The 12,904-nt window shown below is 74.0% G+C and carries 13 protein-coding genes; 8 read left to right on the forward strand and 5 right to left on the reverse strand.

Annotation, left to right across the window (positions count from 1 at the left end; genetic code table 11):
* Nucleotides 1–12 precede the first annotated feature (12 nt).
* On the reverse strand, nucleotides 13–711 hold the full coding sequence (locus ACMCNN_RS16070) for a DNA polymerase beta superfamily protein (RefSeq protein ID WP_412741302.1): 699 nt from the start codon (nucleotides 709–711) through the stop codon (nucleotides 13–15).
* 140 nt (nucleotides 712–851) lie between these two features.
* Here ACMCNN_RS16070 and ACMCNN_RS16075 point away from each other — a divergent pair, with 140 nt between their 5' ends.
* From ACMCNN_RS16075 to ACMCNN_RS16100, 6 genes are read left to right on the forward strand one after another with little or no spacing between them, the layout of a single operon-like run.
* Nucleotides 852–2,705: a dynamin family protein gene (locus ACMCNN_RS16075; RefSeq protein ID WP_412741303.1), complete on the forward strand. Its 1,854-nt coding sequence runs from the start codon at nucleotides 852–854 to the stop codon at nucleotides 2,703–2,705.
* A gap of 25 nt (nucleotides 2,706–2,730) precedes the next feature.
* Nucleotides 2,731–3,690: a hypothetical protein gene (locus tag ACMCNN_RS16080; RefSeq protein WP_412741304.1), complete on the forward strand. Its 960-nt coding sequence runs from the start codon at nucleotides 2,731–2,733 to the stop codon at nucleotides 3,688–3,690.
* Nucleotides 3,687–4,088, forward strand: coding sequence for a hypothetical protein (locus ACMCNN_RS16085; protein ID WP_412741305.1), 402 nt, complete (start codon nucleotides 3,687–3,689; stop codon nucleotides 4,086–4,088). Before ACMCNN_RS16080 ends, ACMCNN_RS16085 begins: the two co-directional genes overlap by 4 nt.
* Nucleotides 4,088–6,421 (forward strand): Hsp70 family protein, encoded by a 2,334-nt coding sequence (locus ACMCNN_RS16090; RefSeq protein WP_412741306.1) that lies wholly within the window; start codon nucleotides 4,088–4,090, stop codon nucleotides 6,419–6,421. The genes ACMCNN_RS16085 and ACMCNN_RS16090 overlap by 1 nt, the downstream gene beginning before the upstream one ends.
* Nucleotides 6,421–7,848, forward strand: a complete 1,428-nt coding sequence (locus ACMCNN_RS16095) for a dynamin family protein (RefSeq protein WP_412741307.1) — start codon at nucleotides 6,421–6,423, stop codon at nucleotides 7,846–7,848. The genes ACMCNN_RS16090 and ACMCNN_RS16095 overlap by 1 nt, the downstream gene beginning before the upstream one ends.
* The gene (locus ACMCNN_RS16100) at nucleotides 7,845–8,384 is read left to right on the forward strand and encodes an RNA polymerase sigma factor (RefSeq protein WP_412741308.1); all 540 of its coding nucleotides are present in this window, start codon (nucleotides 7,845–7,847) and stop codon (nucleotides 8,382–8,384) included. Before ACMCNN_RS16095 ends, ACMCNN_RS16100 begins: the two co-directional genes overlap by 4 nt.
* Here ACMCNN_RS16100 and ACMCNN_RS16105 read toward each other — a convergent pair.
* From ACMCNN_RS16105 to ACMCNN_RS16115, 3 genes are all read right to left on the reverse strand, one after another.
* Nucleotides 8,381–9,340, reverse strand: a complete 960-nt coding sequence (locus ACMCNN_RS16105; protein WP_412741309.1) for a hypothetical protein — start codon at nucleotides 9,338–9,340, stop codon at nucleotides 8,381–8,383. The genes ACMCNN_RS16100 and ACMCNN_RS16105 overlap by 4 nt on opposite strands.
* Nucleotides 9,337–9,837 (reverse strand): hypothetical protein, encoded by a 501-nt coding sequence (locus ACMCNN_RS16110; RefSeq protein ID WP_412741310.1) that lies wholly within the window; start codon nucleotides 9,835–9,837, stop codon nucleotides 9,337–9,339. Before ACMCNN_RS16110 ends, ACMCNN_RS16105 begins: the two co-directional genes overlap by 4 nt.
* A 67-nt stretch (nucleotides 9,838–9,904) precedes the next feature.
* Nucleotides 9,905–10,567 carry a formylglycine-generating enzyme family protein gene (locus ACMCNN_RS16115; protein ID WP_412741311.1) on the reverse strand — a complete coding sequence of 221 codons (663 nt, stop codon included), beginning with the start codon at nucleotides 10,565–10,567 and terminating at the stop codon, nucleotides 9,905–9,907.
* A 149-nt stretch (nucleotides 10,568–10,716) separates the two neighbouring features.
* Here ACMCNN_RS16115 and ACMCNN_RS16120 point away from each other — a divergent pair, with 149 nt between their 5' ends.
* Both ACMCNN_RS16120 and ACMCNN_RS16125 read left to right on the forward strand, forming a co-directional pair.
* A complete protein-coding gene (locus tag ACMCNN_RS16120) occupies nucleotides 10,717–11,610 on the forward strand; it encodes a universal stress protein (protein ID WP_412741312.1) in 894 nt (297 codons plus the stop codon).
* 90 nt (nucleotides 11,611–11,700) lie between these two features.
* Nucleotides 11,701–12,390 carry a CBS domain-containing protein gene (locus ACMCNN_RS16125; protein WP_412741313.1) on the forward strand — a complete coding sequence of 230 codons (690 nt, stop codon included), beginning with the start codon at nucleotides 11,701–11,703 and terminating at the stop codon, nucleotides 12,388–12,390.
* Between the two features lie 15 nt (nucleotides 12,391–12,405).
* Here the strand turns inward: ACMCNN_RS16125 and ACMCNN_RS16130 are convergent, their stop codons facing one another.
* Nucleotides 12,406–12,888 (reverse strand): GyrI-like domain-containing protein, encoded by a 483-nt coding sequence (locus ACMCNN_RS16130; protein WP_412741314.1) that lies wholly within the window; start codon nucleotides 12,886–12,888, stop codon nucleotides 12,406–12,408.
* Between the last annotated feature and the right edge of the window lie 16 nt (nucleotides 12,889–12,904).

The raw sequence follows: 12,904 nt of genomic DNA on the forward strand, positions 1-12,904 counted from the left end.
TGCGCCGCCCGGTCATTGAGTCACCGACCGGCGGCGGACCGAGACCAGCCAGCTCTCCACCCGGTCGCGGTCGGGCTCGTCCGGCAACGGGCTGCCGTCCAGGGCCGACAGCAGCTCGTCCGACAACCGGCGTTGCCACTGCGCCACCTCCGCCCACGGGATCCGACCCGCCTTGATCGCCAGCAGGCGGTCCCGATCGTCCCCGACGTCGAGGACCAGGCGCCCGGTGCGTACCAGCTCCCCGCCCGCGATCAGCAGCCGGATCAGGTGCATCACATGCCGCCAAACCGGGGTGCCCGAGCGGTCGATGCCGCGCTGCGCCTTGCCGAACTGGGCGTTCGCGTAGCGCAGGTACGTGTCAGCCACCCGCCGGGACAGGAAGGCAGGGGCGAGCTCCCGCAGCTCCTCGCCGAGCGGCGTACAGGTCTCCACCAGCGGTGAGTGGAGGACCTCCAGCACGTTCGGGTTCGCGGCCAGGCCGAGCCCGCACACCCGTTCGACCTCCCACCGCAGCTGCTCCGGCAGCGGGCCCTCGTGGTGGGGCGGCGGCTTCGCCAACGGCCAGAACGCCGCGGCGGGCAGCGCGAAGACACCGCGCCGGTCCGTGTCGGAGGCCGGACCGGCCAGTCCGAACGCCCGCGACCCCACGACGACCTGAAGGATCGTGTGCTCCTCGACCAGGTCGTCGGTCAGCGCGGCGTGGTGCGTCATGGACGTGATCTTTGCCGAACGGCGGCGTGCCCGCACGGACATTCCCGGTCACCGGCACCCTGCCGGGCGAGCGCACGTGGCACCATCGTCTCCACCTCGCGGCACGCCAGCAGCCCGCCGCCGACCAGGGAGCACACCGCATGCCGCCACGCCGCCTGAGAATCACCCCGAATCAGGACCGGGCCATCACCGTCTCCCGGAGCCTGCTCACCGCGCACGAGTTGGGCGAGTACGCCGAACGGATCAACCTCGCCATGCGCGAGGCGGCCGGGCAGGAACCCGCGGTCGTCGTGCTCGGCGAGGTGAAACGCGGCAAGAGTTCGCTGGTCAACGCGCTGACCGGGCGGGAGCTGTCCCCGGTCGGCGTGGAGGTCGCCACCGCCGCGTTCCTGCGCATCGTGCCGCCCTCGGACGACCTGCCGGAGGGCACCTGGGCGCTGGTCGGCCCGGACGGGCGGCGGCCCGTACCGGCCACCGAGGCGGTCGCCTTCCTGCGCGCCGGACCCGGCGACGACGAGGCCGAGTCCGCCGAGTACGCCGAGGTGGCGGCGCTCAGCCGCTGGATACCGTCGGTGACCCTGGTGGACACGCCGGGCGTGGGCGGTCTCGAGTCGGCGCACACCCGGCTCGCCGCGTGGGCGGCGGCCCGCGCGGGGGTGCTGCTCATGGTGACCGACGCCGGACAGGTGCTCACCGCGCCGGAGCTGCGGTTCCTCAAGGAGGCCGCGCAGGGTGTGGAGACGGTGGTGTTCGCCGTGACCAAGGCCGACCGCTACCCCGACGGCGGCAGACAGATCCTCGCGGAGAACGCGGCGCTGCTGCGGGCGCACGCGCCCCGGTTCGCCGACGCCCCGATGCTGGCGGTCTCCGCGAACCTGGCCGCCGAGTCGGGCACGGTCGACGGCGACCCGGAGATCCGGGAGCTGCTGGAGCGGGAATCGAACCTCCCCGCCCTGGCGCAGGTGCTGCGCGACAGGACCGCCGACACCCGTACGGTCGGGCTGGCGAATGTGCTGCGCATCGCCGTCACCGGGCTGGACCGGCTCGCCGCCGACCTGCAGGGCCGGCACCGGGCCGCCGCCGGCGCATCCGACGGCGGCGACCCCGTCCAGTCCGAACGGGAGGTGCTGGCGGATCTGCGGCTGCGCGAGCGCCGGTGGCGCGCGGAGCTGGAACGGGACCTCGGCAACTTCCGGCAGGCCACCATCCGTGACGTGGGGCGTCTGCTGGACGACGTGCGCGAGCGGTGGCAGCTGCGGATCGACAAGGAGTGGAGCGGCGTCACCGAGGCCGGGGCGCGGGAGCTGCTGGGCGAACTGCGCAGCGAGCTACGCCTCGTGACGGCCCACGTCACCACCGTTGTGCAGGACGGCCTGGTCACCATGGCGGCACAGCAGTTCGGCAGCGTGGACGCCGCCGTCGCGGTCCTGCAGCCGGTGACCGCCGACTTCGAGATCGAGCGGACGCAGAGCCGCCGCAACCCGGACCTGGGCAAGGGCGTCCTGGACCCCTCCCTGGCCGGTACGGCGGTCATGGGTGCGGGCATGGCCACCAGGCTCGGCGTCCACGCCGCCGGGGCGTCGATCTTCGGGCCGGTGGGCCTGCTGTTCGGCGGGGCGTGGTTCCTGGTCAACCTCGGCATGCGGCGGCTGCGCGTCGGGCGTCAGCGCCTGGCGGGCGCCCTCCACGAGGCGATCGCGGTGCTGCGCGGTGATCTCGTCGCCGGCATCGACACCGCCATCCGCCAGTGCCGTCCGGAGCTGACGATCGCCGTGGAGGACCACCTGCAGGCGGAGATCAAGCGGGTCGCGGCGGTCGTGCAGGAGGCCGAACGGAACGCCGGCGCGTCGGCTCGCGACCGCGAGCAGCAGGTCGCCGCGCTGGACCGGGAACTGGCCGCGGTGTCCGCGCAACGCGACCTCGTCGTGCGTGAACTCGCTCTGCTCGCCCGGCCGGGAACATCCGGGGCACCCGCCGCATCAGACCCGCGATGACCCACGACCCGCCCCGGGAGACGCCATGACCGACGAGCACCAGTGGACCGACGCGCTGCGGCCGTTCCTGCACGCACCGGACCCGGCGCCGCTCGACCCGGCCGTTCTCGACCCGGCCCACTACGCCCCGGAGCCGATGCCGTTCGACCCCGGCCCGGCGCCGGTGCACGACGGCCCCGAGTTCCCGCACGACGAATTCCCGCACGACGCTCCGGAGCTGCCCGACAGCCCCGATCCCGACGAGCCGGTCCTGCCGACCGGCGGCTGGGTGCAGCACGGCCGGATCGTCGGCGACCCCACCGGGGACGCCGAGCACTGGTTCGAGCAGTCCCGGAACGGGTTCTGCGTGCCCGCCAGCATCGCGCAGATCGTCTCGGAGTACACCGGCGTCGACCACACGGACGAATCGTGGTTCGTGGCCAGGGCCAACGCGCTGGGCCTGTTCACCACCGGCCCGGACGGGTCGCCCAGCATGGGCGTCGCCGGCGCTCAGGAACTGCTGGAGGACGCCGGTGTACCGGCCGGCATCGAGGTGGGCATCGGCGTCGAGACCCTGCAGGAGTACCTGGCGGAGGGCCGCCGGGTGATGCTGGCGGTCGACAGCGACGAGATCTGGTACGGCCGGGAGGACGAGAACGCCGCGGACCACGCGGTGGTCCTCACCGGCATCGACACCGCCCGCGGCGTCGCGATCCTGTCGGACCCCGGCACGCCCGACGGCAACATGGAGGAGGTTCCGCTGAGCGTGCTGGCCGACGCGTGGGCGGACTCGGGCAACACGGCACTGGTGTGCGACGAGCCGCCCGCCGGACCGGCGGTCGCCGCCGACCATGCGGCCGCATTCCCGGTGAGCGACGGCGGCGCGGCGGCCCTGGTAGCGCCCACGGGACAGATCGACTCCGTGGTCTCCTGGGTCGTGCAGCATCCGTACGTCGTACTGCCGGTCGTGCTGGCCGCCGGCGCGATCGTGACGCGTCGCAAGTGACTGCGTCGCTGGATCCGGTGCAGGGGGTGCTCGGCGAGCCGCCGGCACCCCCGCCGGAGGTGTGGACCCTGGTGCTCGCCCGTGCGCTCGACCCCGCCGCGCCGGCGATCGACGCCGTGGGCCTCGTACCCGACCCGGAGGAATTCTTCGTCAATGACCCTGAGACGGAGGATTTGGACGGGTTCGGGCGCGACGCCGCAGAGCACCACGACCCGGCCGGGCAGGACGACCCCGGCCAGCACCACCCTGGCCCGGCGGCGGCGCATCACGACGATCCGGGCCATTGGTCCGAACCGTCCGGTCGGTTGACCGGGCACGAGCCGGACGACCATGATGGCGCGGATCTTCCCCCGTCCGAAGACCCCTGGTCACCGGGGCCCGAAGCGGAGATGTACTGATGCCCGGCTGGTCCCTGTCGATCGACTTCGGCACCTCCAATACCGCCGCCGCGTACCGCCGTGGCAGCGCGGACCCGGCGCCCATCAAGCTGACCGACCAGGCCCACCAGATGCCGTCCGCCGTGCTGGTCACCCCGGACGGGATCGAGGTCGGCGCCAAGGCGGTCCGGGCGGCACGACACCATGCCGACGGCTTCGAACGCTCCCCGAAACGCCTGGTCGGCCAGGACACCACGTACCTGGGTGGCCGGGACGTGCCGGTGCAGAGCCTGGTCGCCGCCGTGCTGCGGGCCGTGGCCGCCAGGGCGAGCGGGGTCGGCGGGGACGACCGGCCGGACGCGGTGCTGCTCACGTACCCGCAGGACTGGGCGCAGCCGCGCCGCCAGGTGCTGCGCACGGCGGCCGTCGAGGCGGGTTTCGACGCGGACGTCGTGCGCCTGGTGCCGGAACCCGTCGCGGCGGTCGCCTACCACGCCCACACGACACCGCCGCCGCCCGGCGCCACGGTCGCGGTCTTCGACTTCGGCGGCGGGACCTGCGACGTCGCCGTGCTGCGGGCCGAGAGCACCGACAACGGTACGGCGGACCTGCGGGTGCTCGCCTCGGCCGGGGCCGACCCACTGGGCGGGGACGTCGTCGACCACCTGCTGGCCATGGCCGTGCTGGCCAAGCTGGCCGAGCGTGACCACGGTGACCTGGTGACGGCCCTGCAGGATCCCGCGAACGGCAAGGCGCTGCAGGCGTTCCGCACGGAGGTCTCCCACGCCAAACACGAGCTGAGCGAGAACGAGCAGGCCCGGGTCGCGGTCGAGGTCGGCAGCGACGAGGAGATCGTGACGGTCACCCGCGCCGAGTTCGACGAGCTGATCGCGCCGCAGATCCAGCGCGCCGTCGACCTGACCACGCAGACCCTGGCGCAGGCGAAGGTCGCCGCGAAGAACCTGCACAAGCTCTACCTGACCGGAGGTTCGTCGTACCTGCTGGCGGTCCAGCGGGAGCTGACCGCCCTGCTGGGACGCCCACCGGCGACGTTCGACGACCCGAAACTCGTCGTGGCGCTCGGCGCGCACCACGCCGCCACGGCCCCGCCGGCCCCCGCGCCGGGCCCGGCCGCCGCCGTGACACCGGCGCGCCCGGCGGCAACGCCCCCGGAGGCGGCACCCGCCCGCGCGGCGATCGCGCCCCGGACGGTCCCGCCACCGACGAGCAGCGTTCTGCTCAGGTCGTTCGACGACGCGAAGGCCGCGAAGGCCGCCGCCGCCGAACTGGTCGAACCGGACGGGCTCAGCGCCGCCGCCCATCGCGTCCTGCAGGTCAACCCGGCGCTGGCGGCTGCGCTGGCGGCCACGCCGGACGGCCCGGCCGTCATCGACGACCTGCCCACCCTGGCCGCCCTCATGTGCGTGCCGCAGCTGCTGGAGCACGTGACCGCCGATCCCGGCCTGATCGCGCGGCTGCGTGCCGGCAACACGCTGCTGAAGATTCCGCAGGCACGGCCGGACGGTGTGCCACTGCCGGTGCGGGTCTTCTTCGGCGACGCGACGCGCTGGCTCGCCGCGTACGGCACCTCCGCCGCCCAGCGTCACTGGGCGGAGAATGACGCGCCGGGCGACAGCTGGGCGGTACGCACCATGCGTACCTGGTGCACGGCAACCCCGCAGGAGCGGGTGGAGATCCTGCGCCGGCCCGACTGGGACAGGTGGGTGGCCGGCCAGCATCTGCTGGACGCGTTCCAGCACGGCGACGGCGGCGAACCCGACGTGATCTGGCTGCCAACCACCATCGAGCGGCCGGCCGCGGCCCCGCCGACCCCGCCGCTGGCTGTCCGGCCCGCAGCCCCGACGCCCCAGCAGCAGACCTACCTGCACGATCTCAAGGACCTGTACGCGCCGCCCGCGAACGGCCTGACCGCCTCCGACAGGCAGCGGCTGAACTGGAGCAGCCTCGTGCAGGGCCGCCTCGGTGAGCTGCCCGCGACCTTCCGGTGCCAGGTCGAGCTCATGGGCGAGGGCATGACCGGACAGAAGAGCGAGCTGCTGTTCTACACCGAAACCCTGATCCGGAAACGCGCGGTGGTCATCCCCTACAACGGACACACGCTCAGGATGTTCGGCGGCCGGAGCTGGGACGGTTTCCCGATCATCCTCACGCCCGACGTCGTCACCAGCATCCGGATCAGGACGGACTGGGGCAACGCGCACCGGCGGATCGTCGTCAACACCAGCCCCCGGCCCGGCGCCACCTGTCCGCCGTCCGGCATGCAGCTCGAACTGCGCGGCAACCCGCTCACGACGCTGGCGAACCGGATCCGCGCGCACCTGGGACGGCCCTGATGCATCCGGTGACCGCGCGGGTCGCGCGGCTGTGCGACGACATCGCGCCGCTGCTGGGCGCCGACGGCCGGGCGAGCGTCGCCGCCGTCCGGGACGGTCTGGCCGAGCCGCTGCGGCTCGCCGTCGTGGGCCGCGTCAAGGCGGGCAAGTCCACTCTGGTCAACGCGCTGGTCGGGCGCCGCATCGCGCCGACGGGAGTGGGTGAGTGCACCCGTACGGTCACCTGGTACCGGTACGGCGCCCCGGAGCGCGCCGAGCTGGAACTGCGCGACGGCAGCCGGCGCGACCTGCCCCTGAAGGGTGGACGCATGCCGGATCGGCTCGGCGTGCCGCCGGAGCGGGTGGCCCGGATCGTCGTGCACCTGCAGGCGGCCGCGCTGCGCGAGCAGACCGTCATCGACACTCCGGGCCTGGCCACCCTGACCAGCGCGAACGAGGAGGCGACCCGGACCGCGGTGCTCGGCGCCGACGACGCGGAGCAGGTGTCCCGCTACGCCGCGGGCCAGGCGGAGGCCGTGCTGTTCGTGTTCCGCGAGTCGGAACGCCGGGACGAGCTCGAATTCCTCGACCAGTTCCGGGCCGCCACCGGCGAGCTCGGTGCCAGCGCCATCAACGCGGTCGGCGTGCTGTCCCAGGCCGACCAGTTCGCGGGCACCGATCCGTTCGACGTCGCGGACGGGCAGGCCACCCGGCTCGCGGTCGCGCGCGCCGCCCACGTGTCCGCGGTCGTCGCAGCGTCCGGCCTGCTGGCCGAGGCCGCCCGCACCGGGCGGCTCGGCGAATCCGACGCCCGGCTGCTGGCCGGGATCGCCGACCTGCCGGAGGTACGGCTACGGCTGCGGCACAGTATGCCGCTGCCCGATGGCACCGACCCGGCCGAGCTGGAACGGCTGTACCGGGTGCTCGGCGTCCACGGTCTCCACCAGGGACGGCACCGCTGCGGCGACGGCGTACACCAGCTCGTCGCGTGGCTGGAGTCGGTGTCCGGGATCGCGCGTGTCGAGGACCTCGTCCGCAGCAGCCTGCTGAACCGCGCCCAGGCGCTGAAGGCCATGCGGGCCCTGCGGGTGCTGACCCACGCCGCGAACCGCACCGGCGCCGACACCGCGCTCGGGCTGATCGAGCAGGCCCGGCTGGACCCGGCGCTGCACCCCGTCCGCGAGCTGCGGGCCCTGCGCAGCCTCGTCGCCGAGGCCCCGGCCTCGCCGCTGCGGGCCGAGCTGGAACGCGTCAGCGCGGACACCACCGACGCCGCGCGGCTGGGCCTGCCCGCGACGGCTACGCCCGGCGACGTCGCTGGCGCCGCCCGGCGGTGCGCCGCCGCCGCACAGACCCGGGCCGGCTTCGCAATGATGCCCGCCGAGGCGGAGGCCGGCCGGGTGCTGGCCCGGTCGTACCAGTTGATCGCCCAGCGGGTGCGGCCGTGACCGCGGACGCCGCCGCCCGGACCGGCGACGACGCCGCGCTCGTCGCCCGCGCGCGGGCCGGCGACAGCGTCGCCTTCGCGGCGCTGGCCGAGGGATGCCGCACCCGGGTCTGGGCCATCTGCCTGCGGCTGACCGGCAACCACGCCGACGCGGAGGATGCGCTGCAGGACGCGCTCATGGCCGCGTGGCAGCACATCGGCGGCTTCCGGCAGGAGGCCCGGTTCAGTACGTGGTTGTACCGGATCGCGGCGAACGCGGCGCTCGCCGTGGTGCGCCGCCGCCGGGAGACGCCGCTGGCCCCCGAGGATCAGGACTACCTGATCGTCGTCGGCGACCACGCCGACCGGCACGCCGAGCGGGACCGGGTGCAGACCGCCCTCGCGCGGGTGCCGGAGCCGTTCCGCACCGCGCTGGTGCTGCGCGAGTACGGCGACCTCAGCTACGAGGAGATCGCCGCGCACCAGCAGGTCGGCGTGCAGACCGTCAAGAGCCGGCTGTACCGGGCCCGCTCCGCCATGGCCGACCTGCTGCGTTAACCGTCTCCCAGCCGTACGGCCGGGAGCACGTCGTCCAGGGTTGCCGACAGGGCCGCCTCGGCGTGGAACGGCAACTCCATCACCAGCTGGAACCCGATCCCGTCGCGCACACCGACCACCACGTTGGTGAGCATCCGGCCACGGCCCGACGGCTGCCAGTCGAAGCGGTGCATCCGGGCCTCCACCAGGCCGTCGACGCGTACCGGGCGGTCGCCGAGCACCCGCATGCCGCGCAGGAACGGGGCCCGCGCGAAGACCTGCTGCGTCCACTCGTCGAGGTCCTGCCCCCAGCTGCGTTCGGCGGTCGCGACGACAGTGCGGTCCCCGGCGTCCAGCTGCAGGGTCTCGCTCCACTGCCAGCGCTCGGGCGCCACCCACTCCCGCCACGGACGTCCGGGGGCGACGGCGGTGGCCAGCGACCAGCCCGTCGAGGCGACCGTCCCGTACCGCGATGGCGGCCCGGAGACCGCGACGACCACGCCCACCGGCGAGCCGGCGGCGTCGGCCCCGCCGGTGTCGGCGGACACGATGAACGCCCGCAGGTCGTCGCCGGTGCGGTCGCGGAAGCGGTCGCACCGGCCCGGCAGCGGCCCGATCCGGCACGGTTCGTCCGCGGACACCGGCACGCTGCCGTGCGGCAGCACGACACGGAAGCGCTGCCGCAGCCGGTCCGCGACGGGCAGCCCCGGATTCTCCGCCGGGTCGAGCGCCCGCTCCGGCACCACGGCCCGCCGCAGCGTGAACGGCTCCTCGTCCAGCAGGGCACCCGTGTCGGTGATCCGCATCGGCGCGGTCAGCCGCCGCACCGACGAGACCGCCCATTCGGCGGGAACGTCGGCGGCCAGCAGACCCGGCCACGGGTGCACCGCGGCCGGGTCCTGCGCGGGGTCGGTCGGGGGTGCCGGCGGCCCGGTACGGAATCCGGACGGCGGCCCGTACGGGTCCATCGGGGTCACGCCCGCCGGGGGTCGCCGGGGGCGGCGTCCCGGTTGTCCGGGTACGTGTCGCCGTCGCTGTCCGGCGTACCGAAAGCGACCTGGCCCGTCTCCCGGGCGATCTCGATGAGCAGACCCGACTGCCCGTCGTACCGGGGCTGACCGATGACCGCCGTGTCCGGGGCCGGGAGCGCCTCCGCCGCGTCGTCGACGCCGTTCTGGTTGGCGTCGACGACCAGCCGGTCGTACACCCCGTCGCCGTTGTCGTCGAAGGCGGCGTGGTCGATCAGGCCGTCGCCGCCGGTGTCGACGCCCACGCTGTCGAACCGGCCGTCCCTGTCCCGGTCGGCGAGGAAGGTGTCGAAGACGCCGTCACGGTTGCGGTCCTGGCCGACCCCGTCGACGACACCGTTGTGGTCGGCGTCCAGGGTGACGAGGTCGTACCGGCCGTCCAGGTCCTGGTCGGCGGCCATGCCCTCCGGGTAGCCGTCGCCGTCGTTGTCCGCGTACTCGATCATCTGGTCCTCCTCGCCTCGCTGGTCGAGGGTCTGAGGACGTGCCGGCGGGAAATGTTCCCGGCGGCCGTCACATCGACCGGGCGACGCGGAACCCCACGTCGTCGATGGCCAGATCGGGGTGGCTGCGGCGGCGTACGGAGGCCCGGCAGCTCCAGTGCTCGTCGAACCAGCCGCCGCCGCGCAGCACCCGGTAGTCGCCGTAGACCTCCGGGTCGTAGCGGTCCCAGCACCAGTCCCAGACGTTGCCGAGCATGTCGTACAGGCCCCACGCGTTGGGCTGTTTCCCGCCCACGTCGTGGCAGCGCTCCGCGGAGTTGTCCCGATACCAGGCGATGTCGTCGAGCGGCCCGTACCGCGGCCCGGTCGTACCGGCACGGCAGGCGTGCTCCCACTCGGCCTCGGCGGGCAGCCGGTAGCCGTCGGCGGTGGCGTCCAGATCGATCCCGCCGGCGGCCGCGTACCGGTAGACCGGCGTCAGGTCCTCCGCCACGGACAGCGCGTTGCAGAACCGGACCGCGTCCCACCACGACACGCTCGCGACCGGATGCCTCCGGTGCCCGGCAGTGGGTGGTGCACCGCCGGTGACGCGCCGGTACAGCTCCTCGGTGACCGGGAACGCGGCCAGCTGGAACGTCGCCACCCGGACCGGCCAGCTCCGCTGCGTGCGCCGGTCCGACAGGGTCACGCGGCCCGCGGGTACGGAAACCAGCTCCACCGCACCGCCGTTCATCCCCGCCGATCCCCCGCATCGCGCCCACCGCCGCGGCCGGGGTCCGCGGTCCCGCGGTCGCCGGGACCAACGACCCTGCCGTCCGACCGTATCGGGCGGCGACGCTGGAGAGGAACCCGCCCGGTACGCAACCCCGAAGGAACCCCCCGATGAGTACATCGTCAGGCGCACCCGTCGTCGTCGGCGTGGACGGCTCCGACTCCAGTCTGGAGGCGGTGCGGTACGCCGCCGTCGAAGCCGTATCGCGTCACCGGCCGCTGCGCATCGTGCATGCCTTCGCCTGGCCGCTCCTGCCCGCGGCCGCGGTGCCGGGCGCGATTCCCCTGCCCGCCGAGGACATGCGGCAGCACGCGGAGGTACTCCTCGCGGACGCCACGGAGCAGGCGGGCAAGGCAGCCCCCGAGGTCACGGTGACTGCGGCGATCCTCGACGGTACGGCCGCGCAGGTTCTGCTCCGCGAGGCCGGGACCGCCGAGCTGATCGTGCTCGGCGACCGGGGGCTCGGGCCGATCTCCGGGCTGCTGCTCGGTTCCGTGGCGGTGCAGACGGTGACCCACGCGGCGTGCCCGGTGCTCGTGGTCCGCGGGCAGGCGCGGCCGGACGGCCCGGTCGTCGTCGGGGTGGACGGCTCGCCGATCTCGATGCGTGCGCTGCGGGCCGCCGCGGCGGCCGCCGAGCTGCGCCGCTGCGATCTCGTCGCGCTGCACGCGTGGACCGGCCCGGCGTCCACCGGGCCGGGCGACATGCTTCCCCTCGTCTACGAGCCCGACACCGTGGAGGCCGAGGAACGGCTGCTGCTGGCCGAGGCGGTCGCCGCCGTGGCCGGGGACCACCCCGACGTCCACATCACGCAGAAGGCGGTGCACGGCCCGGCGCGGGAGCACCTCATCGACTGGTCACGGCGAGCGCAGTTGCTGGTCGTCGGGGCCCGCGGCCGGGGCGGCTTCGCCGGTCTGCTGCTGGGATCCGTCAGCCAGCACACCATGTACCAAAGCGCCTGCCCGACGATGGTGGTCCGCGCGGACTCCCCCGCCGACGCGTGACCGCGGCCGGATACCAAATTCCCCGGACCCGCCCGGCGTCCGCCGCCCGGGTCTAGCGTCGGTACCGGAGGCCGACAGGAAGGCACCGTGATGAAGGACTGGACCGTCAGCCACGTCATGACCAAGCCCGCTGTCTTCGTGACCGAGGCCGACTCCTACCGGCGGGTGGTGAGTCTGCTGATGGAGCACCGCGTGAGCGCCGTACCGGTGGTCGACGCGTTCGAGCGGGTGACCGGCGTCGTCTCCGAGGCCGACCTGCTCCGCAAGATCGAGTACGTCGGCGAGGGGAACTCCGGGTTGCTGGAGGGCCGGCGCCGGCGCCGGGAGCGGGCCAAGGCGACGGCGCGCACGGCCGGCGACCTGATGAGCAGCCCCGCCGTCGTCGTCGTGCAGCGCACCTCGATACCGGCGGCGGCCCGCATCATGGAGCGCAGCGGCGTCAAGCGCCTGCCTGTCGTCGACGACCTCGGCCGGCTGGTGGGTGTCGTGTCCCGTGGCGACCTGCTGAAGGTGCATCTGCGACCGGACGAGGAGATCCTGCGGGATGTCGAGACCGGCGTGCTGCACCCGTTCCTGGCCGATGACGCCGCCACGATCTCGGTGACCGTGCTCGACGGAATCGTCACGCTGGCGGGCCGGGTCGACCGCTGGTCGGCCGCCGACCTCGTCGCGCGGCTGATCTATCAGCTTCCCGGCGTGGTCGAGGTGATCTCCGCGGTGTCGTTCACCTTCGATGATCGGGAGCTGGTGAGCTCGGGGAGGCGCCCGGGCTCGTCCTGAGCCTCGCCCTGAGCCTCAGCCGAGCGGGCAGACGATCCGGGTCCGGTAGCCCGACTCGCCGGCCGTTCCCGGCCCGACCAGGTACTCCTCCCACATGATCTCCGGCGGGTTCAGCGCGTGGTCACCGAACCACCGGCCGAGGGCCGCGTACGCGTCGGGCAGCGTCTCGTACGAGCCGAGGTGTTCGGCGCTGACCGCCCGCCCGGCCGGCAGTTCCTCCGCGACCAGGCCGCCGGTCGCCGTGGTTCCCCCCGCGACCGGGAAGCCCACCGTCACGTCGAACGCGCGTTCGACCTCGTGGCTGTACACCGCGACCGGCGGTCCCGCCGGGACGGCGCCGCAGTGGGCGAGTTCCCGGGTGACGGCCGGAATCGCACGAGCGAAGAAGTCGGGCAGCTCCGCCGCCGCGACGTGCTCCCGCATGCCCATGACGGTGCGGGCGGGCAGCGTGAGCGTCTCGACCGCGTCATTCGCCGGGCCGGTAGCCGTGGTGTTCATGATTCCCCCCGATCCC

Origin of the sequence: Krasilnikovia sp. MM14-A1004 (genome assembly GCF_047159485.1) — a bacterium.
Taxonomy (GTDB): domain Bacteria; phylum Actinomycetota; class Actinomycetes; order Mycobacteriales; family Micromonosporaceae; genus Actinoplanes.